Source organism: Thermalbibacter longus, from assembly GCF_023806485.1.
In the GTDB taxonomy this organism is placed as follows: Bacteria; Chloroflexota; Chloroflexia; order Thermomicrobiales; family Thermomicrobiaceae; genus Thermalbibacter; species Thermalbibacter longus.
Window position 1 is genome coordinate 23841 of the sequence record NZ_JAMSLR010000007.1, and the last position, 17054, is coordinate 40894.

Consider the following 17054-nt stretch of genomic DNA (forward strand, 5'->3'; position numbering starts at 1 on the left):
GTGCTGGGGGACGACTGGGTGACCGGAGGTGAGATGGAGGTCACTCGTCGGCGGGCAGCGCCTCGGCTCGGGGAAGCGTGACCGTGAAGACGCTTCCCCGCCCGAGCTCGCTCTGTACGCGAATCTCGCCCTGCTGGGCTTCGACCAGCGATTTGGCGATGGCGAGACCGAGTCCAGTATTCTGGCCGCTACGAGAAGAGTCGCCACGGTAGAAGCGCTCGAAGATGTGGGGCAGGGCAGCCGGATCGATTCCCGGTCCGGTATCGCGCACACTGATCTCGACCCTGCCATCCCTGACGGCCGCAGCGACGGTGATCATCCCGCCCTCCGGCGTGTACTTGAGGGCATTATCGAGGAGAATAAGCAATACCTGCTTGAGCGCATCACGGTCGGCTAGCACCGCGGCCTCCACCGTGTCGTCCCACACGAGTGCGCGGCCATCGGCGAGCACCAGTGCCTGGCGACAGGCGTCGTCGATGAGCGGGCACACCGGCACCGGCTCCCTGCGCAGTGGCAGCCCGGCATCGGTGCGGGCCAGGAGCAGCAGGCCGTTGACCAGGCGGATCATCCGTTCGATCTCCTCGGCCACATCATGCAAGACCGCGACGCGATCCTCCTCGCTGATGGGCGGGTCGCGCTGGAGCAACGCCACGTTTCCCCGAATGGTGGTGAGCGGCGTGCGCAGCTCATGCGAGGCATCGGCGACGAACCGCCGCTGTGCCTGGAGCGACTGCTCCACCTGCCGGTAGGCGGCCTGAAGCTCGGTCAGCATCGTGTTGAACATCGTGGCCAGCAGTCCGATCTCGTCGCTCGGCCCCGAGTACTGGACGCGACGGCTGAAGTCGCGCCGCGCGCCGATCTCCTGCGCTGTCTGGGTGATCCGGTTGATGGGACGCAGGCTCAGCCCGGCCAGCCCCCAACCGATCCCGAACGCCGCCACCGTCGCGAGGCCCGTCCCGACCATGAGCGTCCACTTCAAGGCTCCGAGGGCTCGATCCTGCTCGGCGAGCGAGCGCGCGACCTGAAGGATGCCCGCCGGCTGGCCAGGGAAACGGAACGGCTTGCTGTAGACCAGCAGCCGGCCATCCTCGGTCGAGACCGTCTCGGTCCATGACTTCGCCTCGCCGGTGCGGAGTTGCCGCATGCCTTCCTCGCTGATCGGCAGCGTGAAGTCCCCCAGGTTGGGGGACTTGTCGGCCACCTCACCGTCGAGCGTGCGCACCTGTACGTATGTCTCGGGGACAGCGATCCGGCCACGCGGCGTGTCGATGACCGTCAGCGTGAACACCCCCTGGGTGAGAATCTGGGTCGCCTCCTCGACGAGCGCGTTCTCCTGGAAATCGAGCATCACGCGCGAGACGGTGAGGTAGATCGTCACGCTGAAGGCAATCAGGGTAAAGACGAGGATCGCGCTGTAGAGCAATGTCAGCCGCAGGCGAACCGACATATTTCGCTAGCCTTCGCGCAGCACGTAGCCGACCCCGCGTACCGTGTGGATCAAACGTGGCTCGCCGCCAGCCTCGGTCTTGGCCCGGAGATAGCCGATGTACACATCGAGCACGCTGTCGTAGCCATCGAAGTCATGGCCCCAGACTGCCTCCAAGATCCGGCTTCGCGGGAGCACCCGGCGCGGGTTGCGCAGGAAGAAAGCGAGCAAGTCGAACTCCCGAGGACTCAGCGTGAAGGCCCGGTCACCACGACGTGTCTCCCGCGTGACGGGGTCGAGCCAGAGATCGGCAAAGCTGAGCGGCTTCTCGTCGGCTGCCGGCTCGGCCCGCCGCAACAGCGCGCGCACCCGGGCGAGCAGCTCCGCCGGCGCGAACGGCTTGACCAGGTAGTCGTCGGCGCCGCTGTCCAGACCCGCGACCCGGTCCTCGACCGCGTCGCGCGCAGTCAGCATCAGCACCGGCGTGGTATCGCCCGCCATCCGCAGGCGCTGGATCACCGTCAACCCGTCCAGCTTCGGCATCAGCCAATCGAGCACCACCACGTCCGGGCGCTGCTCTTGTACCCTCGCCAGCGCCTCCTGGCCATCGCTCGCCGTGACGACCCGGTAGCCCTCATAGGCGAGCGTGCGCCGGAGCATCTCGACGAGTCGTACGTCGTCGTCCACGATCAACACGGTCGCCATGTCCGCATCCCCTCGATGGCTCGTCTTCGATCCGCGGTCAGGCGCGCACGGGCCAACGGACAGTACCAGCCCAAGCATCGTGGAATGGTACCACGCGGCTAACCAACGCCCGGTCCGACCACCAGCTCACGGGAGGCGAACCACCCGTCTTAGCCTTTTCTTAGCTTCATCTTGGGTACGCTTTGGTTGCCGCAAGGTAGCATAGCGCGACGCTGAAGCCCAGCGAACGGCCAGGGCCGGCACGTGAACGTTGCCAGCAAGAAGAAAGGGGGAAAGGGGTGCGGATCGCTCAGGCTACGAGTACGCTGCGGCTCCTCGGAGCGTTGCTGCTGCTCGGGTTCGCCCTGGCAGCCTGTAGCGGGCAGGAAAATCCGGCGGCATTGACGCCTGCACCCAGCCCAACCGCTGCGACTTCCCAGGCGATGCCGACCATGCCGCCGACGCCCGCGTCATCTCCCGAACCGACGAGCACGGCAGCCACACCGGCTTCTCCGGCCGCAGGCGACGAATCGTCCACGACCGGCACCGTTCGACTGATCCTCGTTCCCGAGGAGAGCGAGGCACGCTACCGCGTGCGCGAGCAGCTCGCAAGCCAGTCGCTCCCCAACGATGCTGTCGGCGCTACTAGGGACGTCAGCGGCGCGGTGGTGCTGGCAACGGATGGCCGCATCGTGAGCGAGGAGTCTCGTTTCGAGGTCGACCTGCGTTCGCTCCAGAGCGACCAGAGCCGGCGCGACAACTTCATCCAGGAGAACACGCTCGAGACAGCTCAGTTCCCAACCGCTGTCTTCGAGCCACGCGAGACGAGCGGCCTGCCCTGGCCACTACCCGAGGGCGGCGAGTTCACCTTCCAGCTCGCCGGCGACCTGACCGTCCACGGTGTCACCCGCCCGGTGACGTGGGATGTCACGGCCAGGATGGAAGGCGACCGGCTGGTCGGCAATGCGGTCACTCGGGTAACATTCCAGGACTTCGGTATGGAGCAGCCGCGCGTCGCCGTCGTCCTCAGCGTCGAGGAGACGATCCAGCTCGAGCTCGACTTCACCCTCGTCAGGGAGCAGTGACCATGTCCCTCTCAACGACCATCGCTCGATCGCTCAGCGTTGCGGCCGGTACCGCGCTCTTCCTGGTGTCCCTGCTGGCTGCCTGTAGCTGGCGCGGCGAGCCATCCCCACCGGCCAGCACCGCGACGCCGGTGGTGTCGCCAGCGCTTGGCGATTCGACGCCGGTCACGAGCCCTGGCGGGGGTACAGCTCAGACGACGCCGGTTCCACCCAGCCCGACAGCCACGACACCCGCCCCGCAGCCCCAGCCCACCCCACCGCCACAACCGACCGCCACGCCTGAACCGACTCCGGCACCGCATCCCCTGGCGGCCTATACCATCGACGGGCTGCGCAGCCGCCAGTATCCCGGTGGCACAATCGAGATCCTGGGGACGCTCGATGCCACCGATGCGTACACCCGCTACGCGATCGCCTACCCCAGCGACGGGCTGCGGATCACCGGGGTGATGCACGTGCCTCACGGCGAGGGCCCCTTCCCGGTGGTGATCCTCAACCACGGCTACATCCCGCCCGAGCAGTACTGGCCTGGCGCTGACACCTGGCGCGAAGCCGACTTCCTGGCCCGCAGGGGTTACCTCTGCATCGCGCCGGACTTCCGTGGTTGGGCCGGGTCAGACCAGGGGCCCAACTACTTCCGAACCGGCATCGTCATCGACGTGCTCAACCTGATCAGCTCGCTCCCGTCCGTTCCTCAGGCCGATCCCCAGCGCGTGGGACTGTGGGGGCACAGCATGGGTGGCGGGCTGGTAGCCAAGGCGATCACGATCGACCCGCGGATCGACGCCGCCGTGCTCTACGGGCCGGTCAGCGCCTACGACCTCGACAACATCCAGAAGTGGGGCGACGGGCTGCCGGAGAACACCACTGACCCGCTGGCGCCCATCTACCGCGAAGCGGCCCGCGATCCGGCCTTCATCCGGCTGACCTCCGCCACGTTCTACTTCCACTACGTGACAGCCGCCGTGCAGATCCACCAGGGCACGGCCGATACCGTGACACCGCCCGAGTGGGCCCGCTCGATCCGCGACAGCCTCCAGCTCGCCGGCAGGAGTGTCGAGTACTACGAGTACCCGGGACAGGGGCATGCCTTCCAAGGCCAGAGCTGGCAGCTCTTCATGGAGCGCACGGCTGCTTTCTTCGATACCCACCTCAAAGGAGGTGGGGCTTAGGGCAGCCTGTTGAGCCGGGCAGCATAGCCCATGCCTCGCGGATCGCCTCCGGTGCCTCAGTACCCTCTCAGGGTCGCCTTAGACTCTTCTTAGCTGTGCGGCCTATGCTCTAACTGACGACTTCAGCTATCGCCGAGCGCGAAGACGCCGTCTATGAAGAGATCGCGGCCGAGGCTTCCAGTCATCTCGTCGCTGGCCGTCGCGCTGGTCACCCTCGCTGCAGTCATGGCATGCGCTGCTCCACCGGACCGCCCGGCGACGGCTGCGGCTCCGCCGGGGCCATCCCCATCGGCTCCGACTGCCCCAGTGCGCCCGTTCCCCTCACCGACCACGCTGGCCCTTCTTACACCTGTAGCTCAAGCCTCACCCATGCCGCCGCCTCCCGGCACTAACACCGTGCTAGTGGGGCACCTGTTCAACATCCTGGCCGCCGCCGGCATCTCTCTTCCCGAGGGCGGCGCGGTGATTTTCGAGCCGCTCGGCGATGCAGGCTTCCCACTGCTTGCGGTGGTGTTGTCCGAGGAGTGGACAAGCCTGGCCGGAACGGGCTCTGCCCCCGGCAGGCCCGCCAGCTCACGCTTTCACGTAGCTACACCCGATCGTCAGCCCCGCCGGCAGCACAATGCCGCGCGGGCCGGTCCCCCGCGCCCAGGATCCGTCGTCGACCGGGAGATCCCTGCGAACTCACAGCCGCCCGCGGCCTGGCACGAGCGAGCAGGAGGCGCGCCCGGGGCCTTGCTTGCGATCGTCCAGAGAGGGGATACACGACAGTGAAAAGACTCCTATGCCTGCTGGTCGCCGGGTTCGTGCTGGCTGGCTGCGGCGGCCCGGCCCAGCCGGCGCCGACGCCGACCACTCCGGCACCGCCGACAGTGCCCCCGGCGACTACACCATCCGTGCCGGCCGCCACCCCGAACACCGCCGAGGTGACGCCCACAGCTTCGCCGAGCCCGGCCGCCATCCCCAGCCCTGCCGGGACTCTGTCGATCCAGGAGTACCCCGTGCCGGAGGGATCGCACCCGCACGACGTTGCACCAGCACCGGACGGCACCGTCTGGTACACCGCCCAGGCCTCCGGCGAGCTCGGCAAGCTCGACCCGGTCACCGGAGAGACACGCCACATCCCGCTCGGCGAGGGCTCGCGACCTCACGGTGTGATCGTCGGCCCGGACGGCGCAGCCTGGATCACCGACGGCGGACTGAACGCGATCGTCCGGGTCGACCCACAGACCGAGGAGGTGCAGATCTTCCCGCTCCCTACCGGCTACGTGAACCTGAACACTGCCACCTTCGACCGGAACGGCGTGCTCTGGTTCACAGGGCAGGCCGGCGCCTACGGGAGGCTCGACCCGGCGACCGGCCAGATCGAAGTGTTCGAGGCACCTCGCGGGCGCGGGCCCTATGGCATGACCACGACGCCACAGGGCGACGTCTACTATGCGTCTCTGGCCGGCAGCAATATCGCGCGGATCGATGTGGAGACCGGGCAGGCGACCGTGCTCGAGCCGCCGACACCAGGACAGGGAGCACGGCGGGTATGGTCGGACTCCCGAGGGCGAATCTGGATCAGCGAGTGGAACGCTGGCCAGCTCGGGATGTACGACCCAGCCAGCGGCGAATGGCGCGAGTGGCCCCTGCCGGGCGACAACCCGCAGCCCTATGCCGTCTACGTCGATGAGCGCGATATTGTCTGGCTGAGCGACTTCGGAGCTAACGCGCTGGTGTCGTTCGACCCCGCGACCGAGACATTCCAGGTCCACCCGCTGCCCAGCCCGAACGCCAATGTGCGCCAGCTCCTCGGCCGCCCGGGCGAGGTCTGGGGCGCCGAGTCCGGCGCGGACAAGCTCGTCGTCGTGCGCTATCGCTGAGGTCGCCGTGCTCACGAGGGAGGAGAGAGTTTTCGATGCAGCGAACCAGTCGCATCTACGTCATGGAACTTGTCCGAGCCTATCAGTGCGGGCAGATTGGCCGTCGCGACTTCCTGCGCCAGGCAACGGCCGCGTTCGGCAGCACGGCCGCGGCTGCGCTCCTGGCTGCGTGTCGCCAGCCCGCGGCGGGGACGCCGCCACCAGTTGTGGTGACTCCTTCGCCGACCGTGACGTCGCCGGCGGCCACGGTAGGGCCGGCGCCGAGAACGACGGCCACTATCACTCCGATAGCAGGAGTGGAGGCCCGGACTGTCGAGTATCCGGACCCGGATGGGGAGACGCTGATGGGCTATCTCGCGCTGCCAGTCGAGAGCTACCGGCCCGAGGCTGCGCCCGACGCGTGGCAGCGCGCGCTCGCCTGGCTCCGGGAGTATCTCCAGGCCTGACCTCTCCCGGAGTCGCCGCCGGGCAGCTCACCCCGATCTAGCAAATCGGTACCGGCCGTCGCGTCCGGTATACTGGGACTGCAGTGGGAGCTTTACGATGCATCTTCATGTGTCTCTTCGACGTATATCCCAATGCAGCGGGCTCGATCGGCCTGCTGGCGAGACAAATGAAACGACCGGCGAGCTCCAGCGACTGGACGATGCGGAGCTGGTGACGCTAACCGGCCAGGGTGAGGTCCGCGCGCTGGAAGTGCTCTATAACCGGTATGCCCGCGCGGCGTTCGCCTTCGCCGTCCGGATCGTCGGTGACCCGCTGGAAGCTGAGGAGATCCTGCAGGAGGCCTTTTTGCGGGTGTGGCAGCAGGCCAACCGCTTCCAGCATGCCCGGGGAAGCTTCGCGAGCTGGCTCCTGAGCATCACGCATAACCTGGCGATCGATGCCTTGCGGCGACGGCAGCGGCGTCCACAACGGGCCGACATGGTCGACTTCTTCGAGGTGCTGCGCACTGAAATCGACACCGCGGTCGACCTCGAGGAGGCGGCGATGGTCGCGGAGCTTCGGCAGCAGGTGCAGGCGGCGATCGCCCAGTTGCCGCAGCGCCAGCGCGAGGTGTTAGAGCTCGCCTATTTCCAGGGATTGACGCAGCGCGAGATTGCCGAGCTGCTCGATGAGCCGCTCGGTACCGTCAAGACCAGGATGCGGCTGGGGCTACAGAAGCTACAAGAGGCCCTGCAGGCTCAGAGACCGGAGACCTCGGGCTGATGACCGGTGGAATCGAACACGACCAGGGCCACGTCGGCGATCTGATCGCCGCCTACGTGCTCGACGCGCTCGACCCGGAAGAGCTCGAACTGGTCGAGCGACACCTCGAGGATTGTCCGCAATGCCAGGCGGCCGTGATCGAAGCCCGAGCAGCCATCGACCTCATGGCCTACCTCCCGGATCCACAACCCGTGCCGCTACGCGCTCGCCATCGCCTCCTCGCTCGCCTGCACGCGGACGCGGCGAGCACGCCGGAAGCCGCTCCTATTCGCCTGCGCAGCCGGCTCGGCTGGCTCGCAGCCGCAGTGGCGGCGGTGCTGGCGCTCGCGTTCGCCTGGCAGAGCTTGCAGTCGCAGGCCGAAGTGCAGGAGCGCGAAGCGCAGGTACGCGAGCTGGAGCAGCGTGGCCAGGTGCTCACCCAATTCGTCAACAACCGGCCGCAGGGTTTCGTCATGCCGATCGAGAGCACCGTCGCCGCTCCCGGCGCGCGCGGCGGGATTATCCTCGACCCCACGAGCAACGCCGCGCTGGTTATGATCGAGGGACTCCCGCGCTTGCCCACCGGTCAGGCATACGTGGTCTGGCTCGTCGACGGCGACCGGTATATCAATGCCGGGGTACTGCCGGTGGATGATCAGGGCCGGGGAGAGCTGTACCTGACGCCCCAGGAGGCATTGTCGACCTTCACCGGCATCGCCATCACCGTCGAGACCGGTGCCCTGGCTTCCAGCCCGAACGGCCAGCCTGTCGCACAGGCCACCATCGGTCGCTAGACCACGACCTGGCCATCCTTCATGAAGAGCTGGCCATCGACCCACACCTCGCTCGACTCGCGCAGGTCGCAGATCATGTCCCAGTGCACGGCCGACTGGTTGCGGCTGCCGGTCTCCGGATAGCCGGCCCCGATGGCCACATGAATCGTTCCCCCGATCTTCTCGTCGAACAGGATGTTGCCGGTAAAGCGGGTGATGTTGCGATTCAGCCCGAACGCGAACTCGCCGAGGTAGCGCGCCCCCTCATCCGTCTCCAGCATCCGATGCAGAAACGGCTCGTTCCGGGCCGCCGTCGCCTTGACCACTCGCCCCTCTTCGAACCAGAGACGGATGTCCTCCACGCGCCGCCCGTTCACGATCGAAGGAAAGCTGAAGCGGATGTGGCCGGTCACCGAATGCTCCACCGGGCCGGTGAAGATCTCGCCGTCGGGGAAGTTCTTCCGGCCGTCGGCGCTGATGAACGTCCGCCCGGCGATCGAGAGGCGTAGATCGGTGTCGGGCGCGCGGATGTGCACCTCGCGCTTGTCCTTGAGCCAGTCGATCAGCCGTTGCTGCTCCCGGCCCTGTGCCTGCCAGGCAGAGACCGGGTCGTCGATATCGAGCAACCCTGCTCGGAAGACGAACTCCTCGTACTCCGCCAGCGACATGTCGGCGTCCTGGGCGTATGCCTCGGTGGGGAACAGGGTGAGGCACCAGTTGAGCTTGCCCTCGGCTGCGCGCTGCAGGTAGGTCCGGCGCAGCTCGGTTCGCGCCCGCTGGAAGACCTGCTGGCGCTGGGGATCGATGCCGGTGAGGGCACGAGTGTTGCTCTCGCTGAGGATGCGAAGCAACGCATCGGCGCGCTCCGGCCCCAGCCGCTCGTCGGGCGTGATGTAGTTGAGCTGGTGGTCGCTCGCCGTGCGGAAGAAGACCTCGCTCAAACCGGGCAGCGAGACCTGCACCACCGGGTGCGCGCCGCGCTCCAGCACGAGCCGGAAGACCGAACGGATCAACGGCTCGGCAACCGGCATGCCGCCGATGACGACGAGCTGGCCCGGCTGTACCCCGAGCGAGTAGTCGACCAGCACGCCGGCCAGCTTCTCGATGCGAGGATCAGTCATACCCCTACCTCCTCTGCCTCTGGAGGATGGTATCGCAGATGCCACCCCTGGCAAGAGACCCCTCCGTTGCGTTCATCTGTTCCCGCGTGAAATTCAAGAGAGGTCTGGCGATGGATAGAGCAGGATCAGGCGGAAATCCTTTGGCAGCGGCATCGCTTCTGTGGTGGGAACGAACGGCAGACAGCGAATAGTACCTTTGGCTCTATGGCGTACCCCCTGAAAGTCATATGATAGACATAGCGCATAGGCCTAGAGCACTAGGACGATCGCGGATGGCAGGCAGAGGACGATCGCCAGCACCGAGACCACACCAGCGGCGCCACGGGCAGGCGCTCGTCGAGTTCGCGCTGCTCGGCTTGATCCTGGTGCTGATGCTAGCCGGCGCCGTCGACCTCGGTCGCGCCTTCACCGCCTGGATCGCGATGGGGAATATGGCCCGCGCCGGCGCCCAGTACGGCACGATCGTCCCCCTCGTGGATCCCTCCTCGAGCGACGGCATCAGTGTGAGCGAGGTCGAGGAAGACATGCGAGCGGCTGCCCTGGCTGAGCAGCCGTCGATCTTCGGTTCCACGCCCACCGTCACCGCGGACTGGGTCACCGGCAACGACTGCCTGGCCCGGGTGACGGTCACCTACGACCTGGAGCCGATCTTGCAGATCCCGCCGATCCCGAACAGCATCACGCTCGAGCGCAAGGCTCAGATGCGGATCCAGTACGTGCCGCCCGGATATTCGTGCTCGACGTAGCGAGGAGTCGCTCGTGCGCGCGCATCGTCTTTTCGGCCAATCGACCGTCGAGTTCGCGCTGATCGCGCTCCCCTTCTTCCTGCTGGTCTTCGGGATTATCGAGGGCGGCCGGCTGGTGTTCACCTACCACGAGATCCAGAACGCCGCGCGGGAAGGCAGCCGGTACATGGTGGCCCACGGGGCTTTCGCCGATGACCCGCTGGCGCCCGGCGACGCCGACGAAGTCGAGGACTACGTGCTCAGCAAGACCGCCGGGCTCGATCCTGGAGCGCTGGAGATCTCCGCCGACTGGCTCGATGGCAGCAACGAGCCGGGCAAGCGCGTCGAGGTAACGGTTCAGTACGAATTCGAACCCATCGTCGGGATGGTGCTGGGCGCCGACCCGATCACGCTGTCGGCCCGCAGCGAGATGCGAATCCATTATTGACCTGGCTGTGCGCGGCGAGGGGGAGGACACGATGCGAAACCGATGTCGCCCAAGGATGTTGAAGCTCCGCGGGCTGGCGGCTGGCGTGGCCGGCGCCCTGCGCCGCCCCGCCCATACCGGGCAGACGATGGTGCTCTTCGCACTGATGGCGGTCGTCCTGTTCGGCTTCCTCGGCCTAGCAGTCGACGCGGGATATCTCATCAGCGAGCGGCGCCGAGCACAGAATGCTGCCGATGCCGTAGCACTAGCAGCTGCCAGACTTATTGCTCAAGGAAAATCGACTGATGTGGCGACCGCTGCAGCTGTTGCCGTTGTAGCACCGTCGGACGACTATCCTGATGGGTTCCCGAGCACAGAGATAGCGGTGGTCTATGAGCCCTCCGAGACATCTCCTGACCGGGTAATAGCCACCGTGCAACATGAGGTGCAGCCATTCTTCATCAGAGCGCTTTACACCGGCGAGTGGGCGGTTTCAGCCGAGGCGGTAGCGCGCTACGCTAGCCAGACAGGCCCATTCGCGCTGCTGGCATTGGCTGAGGGGAATAACTGCAACGCTCCGAACACCGGGATACGCTTCCAGGGTAGCGGGACAGTCGTGATCCACAACGGGAGTATCGGGTCGAACAACTGTATCCGGGTCAGCGGGGCAAACAACCTCACGGTCGACGTGAACGGTGGCAACGCGGAGGCAGTCCGCGAAGTGGTGTACAACGGAGGAGCTGAGATCGAGGTGGACGGCGGGTACTCGGTCCACGGCGCGATTCCTCCTATCCCCAACCCACTGGCTGGCCTGACTCCGCCGGCCTGTACCTCTCTGACGACGAACCCAGCGCCGCTCCCCGACCCGCAGTTCCCCGGAAACAATGATTACGTCATCTTGAAGCCTGGACGCTACACAAACTTTCCATCGAATGGATACAAGGGGATCAGCTTGCTCCCTGGGGTCTACTGCTTCGAAAAACGCATAACCGTCAAGAGCAACGGCTTCATCAGAAGCGTGGACGCGTCCTACAGCTCCGGCACTGCGCCGGGTGCCCTCCCCGCCGGAGGCGTGGTGATCTACCTCACGGGAAGTCAAGGAGAGCTTAGACTCAACGGCGGTGCCAAGTTACAGCTGCAGGCCGCTGGCGCCGCGCCGTCATTGACCTGCAGTGCGCTTAACGGGATAAATAGTGGGCTCTGCGATGAGAAGGTGGTGATCTGGATCGCCAACTCGAACTCATTGACGCTGAACGGGCATGTCGAAAACGAGCTAGTCGGCACCATCTACGCTCCCAACGCAAGTGTCACGCTAGCGGGCACGTCGGATACCCCTGTCCTGACGGGTCGCGTAATCGCCCGTGACATCACCATCACGGGCGACGCGGTACTTAACCTGGAGGCTGACCCGGAGAGCACCGCAGATCCCTCTCGCGTCTACTTGATCAAGTAGTCCGGGACCTGCTGCGCCGTACGTCTTTATGGCCGCTATCAGCCCCAGGGCCCCGAGCCTTGGGGTTGCCTGCTCCTGTTAATGCCAAGCTTCTGCTGCCACGCCCAACAGCGAACAGGACACATGGCGTGGATCAGTCATCTCGCCCACACCTTCCCCTCACAATTCATGCACCAGAGTAGCCATACCAGCCTATCCACGGTTAGGACCAATGGGCTCTGTTCCGTGACCTTAGAACTCCCCATGATGGCGATGTGAGACCGAGCAGCGCGAGGGCAGGGGGTTCGGCCACGCCATGACGTTCGCACGCCCCGGCCACCACCATGCTAGACCCGGCCAGTCCCTGGTCGAGTTCGCGCTCCTGGCCACAACGCTCGTCCTGATGCTCGGCCTCGCGGTCGACGGCGCGCGTGCCTTCTCCGCGTGGATCGTCATGGGCAACATCGCCCGCGCAGCGGCCCAATACGGCACCATCGGGCCGATCATGGACCCAGCGGTCGACGAGGAGCACGAGATCGAGGCCGGCATGGTCGCTGCGGCTGAGGATGAGCTCAATGACCAGGTGCTCGCCTTCGTCTTCAACGGAACCGCCGGGCCCGACGTGACCGCAGAACTGATTCAAGACGACCCGAACACCGCCGTCGGCGACTGCGCGGCTCGCGCGACCGTCAGCTTCGACTTCGAGCCGCTCTTCGTCCCGGTCTTTCCCGGGTTCGACATCCAGCGCCAGGCGACGATGCGCATCCAGTACGTCCCGCAGGGATTCGAGTGCCCGCTATGAGCGCGATCGCGGAGGGCATGCGCGTGTCCCGCCAGCAGCTCGCCGGCCAGACACTTATCGAGTTCGCGCTCGTCGCGCTGCCGTTCTTGCTCCTCACCTTCGGCATCATCGAGGGCGGGCGGCTGCTCTTCACCTACCATGAGGTCAACAGCGCTGCCCGGGAGGGAGTGCGCTACATGGTCGCCCACGGCGCGCTACACCCGGATCCAGATGAGCAGCTCGGCCCCGGTGACGAGGACGCGGTCATCGAGTACGTGCTCGACCGCACTGCCGGGCTCGACCCCGCCGACCTGACCGTCTCGCCGGCCTGGAACGACGGCGGCAACGCGCCTGGCCAGGTCGTCTCGATCCAGGTGAGCTATCAGTTCGAGCCGGTCATCGGCATGATCTTCGGCATCGACCCGATCGAGCTGGAGGCCACGAGCGAGATGCGCATCCACTATTGAGAAAACGGGCAACCACGCGCGGTTGCCCCTTCGGGAGAATGGGTAACCACGGGTTGCCCCCGAGGAGACATGTGCCGAGACAGGGGTATCCACGGAAGCGTTTTGGGGAGACCTCGCCCTCGGGAGGAACGTCTATGCGGGCATCGATTGTCGCCAGCACACGGGGTCGTCTCTTGGCCGCCGCTGGCCGGCATGCCGGCACTGGGCAGGTCATGGTTCTCTTTGCGCTCATGCTCACAGTCCTGGTGGGGTTCCTGGGGCTCGCTATCGATGCGGGCTTCCTGCTAGCCGAGCGGCGCGCCGTGCAGAACGCGGCCGACGCCTCGGCGCTCTACGGCGGGCGGCTCTTGAGCCAGGGGAAGTCAAGAGCTCAGGCCGAGGCCGGAGCGCTCGACTACGCAGCCCAGATCTACGGCTACGCCTCGTCCGACCCGGACGTCCAGATCGAGGCGGAGGCCACGTCGACGCAGGTGCGAGTGGAGATCACGCGGGAGCTACCACGCTTCTTCCTCGGAGTGCTTTACACCGGCGACTGGTCGGTACACGCCAACGCCGTGACCAGCATCAACCCGGAGACCGGCCCGTACGCGATGATCGCTCTCGGCAAGCTGCCCGATTACAACGGCATCGACTTCAACGGCAACAACACGTTGACCATTACCTGTAGCCCACCGGCCCCAGGGTGCGGCAGCATCGGGTCGAACGCCGACATTACGTTTTCAGGAAGTGGCAGCTCGATCCAAGCCACCGTCTGGGGTAACCTCGGCGCGATGGGGAACATCGAAGAGCTCCCCACCGGATTCCACGTCGAGGGCGACGTAGCCGGCGGCCAGGGGGAAATCGAAGACCCGTTCGCTGCTGTCAGTGCGCCGGATTGCGACAGCATGCCGGTGCAGCAGCCCCCCTCTGGCCCGCCCAACGAGCCGGTCGTGCTCGAGCCCGGACGCTACACAGGGAACGTCCGAAAACGGAACATCACCCTCCTGCCCGGCGTGTACTGCTTCGAGGGCACGCTGGAGATCATCGGCAACGGCTCCATCAGCGGAAACGGCGTTCTCTTGTACTTCCGCGGGCCCAACGGGCTGTTCGTCCCGGGGAACGCCACGATCGAGCTGACCCACACGAGTGACCCCGCCTGGAAGAACATTGTCATCTGGCTGGCGACCTGCAACGAGAGCCTGAAGCTCGACGGCAACGGCGACATGGTCATCACCGGGGCGGTTTACGCGCCCTGCTCGCACGTCGATCTCGGCGGCAATGCCGATTCCCAGGTGGTGAACGGCATGGTCGTCGGCCGTACGATCAAGCTGCACGGCGACGTCACGATCAACCTGGTGACCGGCAGCAGCTACACCGCCGGCCCGAAACAGGTCTATCTGATCGAGTAGGCGCCGGCTGCTGGCTAGGCCGCGAGGCGGGGTGTGGGCCGCGCGCCCTCACTCCCCTTCGCTCTCGTCGTCTTCGTCCTCTTCGACGCCGGCCTCCAGGCCAGCAATGAACTCGTCGATCGGAATAGCCGGCAGCGTCATCAACTTCACCGTGCCCCGTGCGCCCAGCGCGACCGACACCCGCGCGATCGTCTCGTTGTCGGGAGCTTCGACCAGGTTGACGAAGTCGTACGGCCCCAGAACGGCCCACTGCTGGAGCACCTTCGCTCCCATCTTCTCGACTTCCTCGTTCACCTCCTTGATGCGCCGCGGGTGCTCGTGCAGCGTCTCCATCCCGTCATCGGTCAGCGTGCTGAGCATGATATAGAGCGGCATTCTGTGCCTCCTTTCCGTCCGCCGAGCGTGTTCCCGATGCCTACGCCGGGAGCCAGCAAGCCAGGAGCTGCCCTGGCCCGAAGGGCAGCTCGACCGTATCTAGCCGCGGGTCGGACCGCACCCGTTCCAGGAACGTTCGGAGCTCTCCGGCGTGCGAGCGCACGTTGTCGGCCATGATCAGCCCGCCTGGCCTCAGCTTGGGCAGCACCGCCTCGAGATAGTGGATGTAGGACTCCTTGTCGGCGTCGATCAGGACGAGGTCGAAGGGGCCGGGCTGCGCGAGCACCGTCTGGCGCGCATCGCCGAGCACGATCCGCACCCGGTGGAGCAGCCCGACCTGCTGCAGATTCGCGGTCGCCATCGCGACCTTGCGCGGATCGGCCTCCAGTGAGATCAGGTGCCCGCCGGTCCGCTCCAGCGCGTCCGCCAGCCAGATCGTCGAATACCCGTTCGAGCCGCCGATCTCCAGCGCCCGCTGGGCGTCGATGGCTAGCGCCAGCAGGTGCAGCGCCTGGGCCGCCTCGGGGTTCAGGTTCCACATGCCACCGTGTTCGCGCCCCCAGGCGTGCAGGTGGTCGAGGAACGCCTTGCGAGCCGGGTCGATCATCGTCGCTCCTTCGCGTACCTGAGTTGACCACGATCATACCCCGAGTGGGCAGGTAGCGCGAGACTGGCGCCGGAGATTAGGATGAGAGGTGGCGCGACGATGAGAGGACCAGGCCGTTCGCAGCCGGGACGAGCCGTGGCGTCTCATCCACCGAGCGAGGAGGCAGGCCGGACATGGTCACCGTGAGCGACCGTCTCGAAGCGATCCCGACCACCAGGGAACACTGGCGCATCGTCCTGCTCAGCGGGCTGGGCTGGATGTTCGATGCCATGGACGTGGGCCTGGTCGGCTTCGTGCTCGTCGGCATCGGCCGCGACTGGGGGCTGGAGCGCACCCAGCTCGGGTTGATCGCCTCCGCCGGCTTCTTGGGGATGTTCCTCGGAGCGCTGGTGGCCGGCCGGCTGGCCGACCGCTATGGGCGACGTCCGCTCTTCATGGCCACGCTGCTGACCTATAGCATCGCCACCCTGCTGAGCGGGCTAGCCTGGAACCTGCCCTCGTTGCTGGCCTTCCGCTTCCTCGTCGGCCTCGGGTTGGGCGGTGAGCTGCCGGTCGCCTCGACGCTGGTGAGCGAGTTCGCACCGGCCGGGAGCCGCGGCCGGATGCTCGTCATCCTCGAGAGCTTCTGGGCCTACGGCTGGATCCTGGCCGCGGTGATCGGGCTGGTGGTCGTCCCCGCGCTCCCGGAGTGGGGCTGGCGCGTCGCGTTCTTCATCGGCGCGCTGCCGGCGCTCTACGCGCTCTACCTGCGCCGGCGCCTGCCAGAGTCGCCGCGTTACCTGGAGCTGGCCGGCCGCCACGAGGAGGCGGTCGCCGTTGTCCGCCGTCTCGAGGCGGCTGCTGGTGCTGGAAGCGCGCCGCTGGAACCAGAGATGGCCCGCCCGGCCCGGCGGGAGGCTATCCGGTCACGCTTGCTGGCACTCTGGAGCCGCGACCTCGCGCGCCGCACGCTGATGCTCTGGGTTCTCTGGTTCGGTATCGTCTTCTCGTACTACGGCGTCTTCACCTGGCTGCCGCAGCTCCTCGTGGATCGAGGCCTGGAGATCGCCCGGAGCTTCAGCTACGTCTTCATCACCACGCTGGCCCAGATTCCGGGGTACTTTTCCGCGGCCTACCTGGTCGATCGCTGGGGACGCCGGCCCACGCTGGTGGCTTACCTGCTCGGCTCGGCCATCGCGGCCTGGCTGCTCGGCAACGCCGGGAGCGACCCGATCCTGGTGCTGTGGGGCTGCCTGCTCTCGTTCTTCAACCTGGGCGCCTGGGGCGTCGTCTATACCTACACGCCGGAGCTGTACCCGACGCCGATGCGCGGCTTCGGCGCCGGCGCGGCCGCGGCCTTCGGGCGGCTGGCCGGGATCATCGCGCCCTACCTCACCCCCTGGCTGCTTACCAGCGGCGGGCTCTCCCAGCCTGCCGTGTTCGGGCTGTTCATGGCGGTCTTCGCGCTCACCGCGGTAAACGTCCTGGTCCTGGGCGAGGAGACCCGCGGCCGACCGCTCGAGCAGATCGCTGCCTCGGCTGGTGCGGCCGATTGA

The 17054-nt window shown here is 66.5% G+C and carries 18 protein-coding genes; 13 read left to right on the plus strand and 5 right to left on the minus strand.

All coding sequences use genetic code 11. The features are described from left to right. Positions 1-40: 40 nt before the first annotated feature. Together NET02_RS10515 and NET02_RS10520 are read right to left on the minus strand one after the other, a co-directional pair. Complete coding sequence (locus NET02_RS10515; protein ID WP_284057367.1) at positions 41-1447, minus strand: sensor histidine kinase; 1407 nt, start codon at positions 1445-1447, stop codon at positions 41-43. A gap of 6 nt (positions 1448-1453) precedes the next feature. Beyond that, the gene (locus NET02_RS10520) at positions 1454-2131 is read right to left on the minus strand and encodes a response regulator transcription factor (protein WP_284057368.1); all 678 of its coding nucleotides are present in this window, start codon (positions 2129-2131) and stop codon (positions 1454-1456) included. A 278-nt stretch (positions 2132-2409) separates the two neighbouring features. On the opposite strand from NET02_RS10520, the gene NET02_RS10525 reads away from it, so the two are divergent. The 6 genes from NET02_RS10525 to NET02_RS10550 all read left to right on the plus strand — a co-directional run bounded on the left by NET02_RS10525 (position 2410) and on the right by NET02_RS10550 (position 8217). Beyond that, positions 2410-3195 carry a YceI family protein gene (locus NET02_RS10525; RefSeq protein ID WP_284057369.1) on the plus strand — a complete coding sequence of 262 codons (786 nt, stop codon included), beginning with the start codon at positions 2410-2412 and terminating at the stop codon, positions 3193-3195. A 2-nt stretch (positions 3196-3197) separates the two neighbouring features. Further along, positions 3198-4367, plus strand: a complete 1170-nt coding sequence (locus NET02_RS10530; RefSeq protein ID WP_284057370.1) for an alpha/beta hydrolase family protein — start codon at positions 3198-3200, stop codon at positions 4365-4367. A gap of 926 nt (positions 4368-5293) precedes the next feature. Further along, on the plus strand, positions 5294-6235 hold the full coding sequence (locus NET02_RS10535) for a Vgb family protein (RefSeq protein WP_430981080.1): 942 nt from the start codon (positions 5294-5296) through the stop codon (positions 6233-6235). A 35-nt stretch (positions 6236-6270) separates the two neighbouring features. Beyond that, positions 6271-6681 carry a hypothetical protein gene (locus NET02_RS10540; RefSeq protein ID WP_284057372.1) on the plus strand — a complete coding sequence of 137 codons (411 nt, stop codon included), beginning with the start codon at positions 6271-6273 and terminating at the stop codon, positions 6679-6681. Between the two features lie 211 nt (positions 6682-6892). Further along, positions 6893-7444 carry a sigma-70 family RNA polymerase sigma factor gene (locus NET02_RS10545; RefSeq protein WP_284057373.1) on the plus strand — a complete coding sequence of 184 codons (552 nt, stop codon included), beginning with the start codon at positions 6893-6895 and terminating at the stop codon, positions 7442-7444. Continuing rightward, positions 7444-8217, plus strand: coding sequence for an anti-sigma factor (locus tag NET02_RS10550; RefSeq protein WP_284057374.1), 774 nt, complete (start codon positions 7444-7446; stop codon positions 8215-8217). Before NET02_RS10545 ends, NET02_RS10550 begins: the two co-directional genes overlap by 1 nt. On the opposite strand, the gene NET02_RS10555 is transcribed toward NET02_RS10550, so the two are convergent. Continuing rightward, positions 8214-9317 carry an aminopeptidase gene (locus NET02_RS10555; RefSeq protein ID WP_284057375.1) on the minus strand — a complete coding sequence of 368 codons (1104 nt, stop codon included), beginning with the start codon at positions 9315-9317 and terminating at the stop codon, positions 8214-8216. The two genes, NET02_RS10550 and NET02_RS10555, sit on opposite strands and share 4 nt — an antisense overlap. Before the next feature lie 272 nt (positions 9318-9589). On the opposite strand from NET02_RS10555, the gene NET02_RS10560 reads away from it, so the two are divergent. The 6 genes from NET02_RS10560 to NET02_RS10585 all read left to right on the plus strand — a co-directional run bounded on the left by NET02_RS10560 (position 9590) and on the right by NET02_RS10585 (position 14537). After that, on the plus strand, positions 9590-10063 hold the full coding sequence (locus NET02_RS10560) for a TadE/TadG family type IV pilus assembly protein (RefSeq protein WP_284057376.1): 474 nt from the start codon (positions 9590-9592) through the stop codon (positions 10061-10063). Between the two features lie 13 nt (positions 10064-10076). Continuing rightward, positions 10077-10490: a TadE/TadG family type IV pilus assembly protein gene (locus NET02_RS10565; RefSeq protein ID WP_284057377.1), complete on the plus strand. Its 414-nt coding sequence runs from the start codon at positions 10077-10079 to the stop codon at positions 10488-10490. 127 nt (positions 10491-10617) lie between these two features. Next, positions 10618-11922, plus strand: coding sequence for a pilus assembly protein TadG-related protein (locus tag NET02_RS10570; protein ID WP_284057378.1), 1305 nt, complete (start codon positions 10618-10620; stop codon positions 11920-11922). A gap of 295 nt (positions 11923-12217) precedes the next feature. Then, on the plus strand, positions 12218-12703 hold the full coding sequence (locus NET02_RS10575; RefSeq protein WP_284057379.1) for a TadE/TadG family type IV pilus assembly protein: 486 nt from the start codon (positions 12218-12220) through the stop codon (positions 12701-12703). Continuing rightward, on the plus strand, positions 12700-13149 hold the full coding sequence (locus NET02_RS10580; RefSeq protein ID WP_284057380.1) for a TadE family protein: 450 nt from the start codon (positions 12700-12702) through the stop codon (positions 13147-13149). The genes NET02_RS10575 and NET02_RS10580 overlap by 4 nt, the downstream gene beginning before the upstream one ends. 134 nt (positions 13150-13283) lie before the next feature. Beyond that, the gene (locus tag NET02_RS10585) at positions 13284-14537 is read left to right on the plus strand and encodes a pilus assembly protein TadG-related protein (protein WP_284057381.1); all 1254 of its coding nucleotides are present in this window, start codon (positions 13284-13286) and stop codon (positions 14535-14537) included. Between the two features lie 48 nt (positions 14538-14585). Here the strand turns inward: NET02_RS10585 and NET02_RS10590 are convergent, their stop codons facing one another. Both NET02_RS10590 and NET02_RS10595 read right to left on the minus strand, forming a co-directional pair. Then, complete coding sequence (locus NET02_RS10590; RefSeq protein ID WP_284057382.1) at positions 14586-14912, minus strand: GYD domain-containing protein; 327 nt, start codon at positions 14910-14912, stop codon at positions 14586-14588. 40 nt (positions 14913-14952) lie between these two features. Beyond that, on the minus strand, positions 14953-15519 hold the full coding sequence (locus tag NET02_RS10595) for an O-methyltransferase (protein WP_284057383.1): 567 nt from the start codon (positions 15517-15519) through the stop codon (positions 14953-14955). Positions 15520-15692: 173 nt separating this feature from the next. Here NET02_RS10595 and NET02_RS10600 point away from each other — a divergent pair, with 173 nt between their 5' ends. Continuing rightward, entirely contained in the window at positions 15693-17054 is a 1362-nt protein-coding gene (locus NET02_RS10600; protein WP_284057384.1) for an MFS transporter, read from the plus strand.

Coding starts and splice junctions, on each gene's coding strand:
- NET02_RS10515 (WP_284057367.1), bottom strand. CDS start 1,447: ATGTCGGTTCGCCTGCGGCTGACATTGCTCTACAGCGCGATCCTCGTC.
- NET02_RS10520 (WP_284057368.1), bottom strand. CDS start 2,131: ATGGCGACCGTGTTGATCGTGGACGACGACGTACGACTCGTCGAGATG.
- NET02_RS10530 (WP_284057370.1), top strand. CDS start 3,198: ATGTCCCTCTCAACGACCATCGCTCGATCGCTCAGCGTTGCGGCCGGT.
- NET02_RS10540 (WP_284057372.1), top strand. CDS start 6,271: ATGCAGCGAACCAGTCGCATCTACGTCATGGAACTTGTCCGAGCCTAT.
- NET02_RS10550 (WP_284057374.1), top strand. CDS start 7,444: ATGACCGGTGGAATCGAACACGACCAGGGCCACGTCGGCGATCTGATC.
- NET02_RS10555 (WP_284057375.1), bottom strand. CDS start 9,317: ATGACTGATCCTCGCATCGAGAAGCTGGCCGGCGTGCTGGTCGACTAC.
- NET02_RS10560 (WP_284057376.1), top strand. CDS start 9,590: ATGGCAGGCAGAGGACGATCGCCAGCACCGAGACCACACCAGCGGCGC.
- NET02_RS10570 (WP_284057378.1), top strand. CDS start 10,618: ATGGTGCTCTTCGCACTGATGGCGGTCGTCCTGTTCGGCTTCCTCGGC.
- NET02_RS10575 (WP_284057379.1), top strand. CDS start 12,218: ATGACGTTCGCACGCCCCGGCCACCACCATGCTAGACCCGGCCAGTCC.
- NET02_RS10580 (WP_284057380.1), top strand. CDS start 12,700: ATGAGCGCGATCGCGGAGGGCATGCGCGTGTCCCGCCAGCAGCTCGCC.
- NET02_RS10585 (WP_284057381.1), top strand. CDS start 13,284: ATGCGGGCATCGATTGTCGCCAGCACACGGGGTCGTCTCTTGGCCGCC.
- NET02_RS10590 (WP_284057382.1), bottom strand. CDS start 14,912: ATGCCGCTCTATATCATGCTCAGCACGCTGACCGATGACGGGATGGAG.
- NET02_RS10595 (WP_284057383.1), bottom strand. CDS start 15,519: ATGATCGACCCGGCTCGCAAGGCGTTCCTCGACCACCTGCACGCCTGG.
- NET02_RS10600 (WP_284057384.1), top strand. CDS start 15,693: ATGGTCACCGTGAGCGACCGTCTCGAAGCGATCCCGACCACCAGGGAA.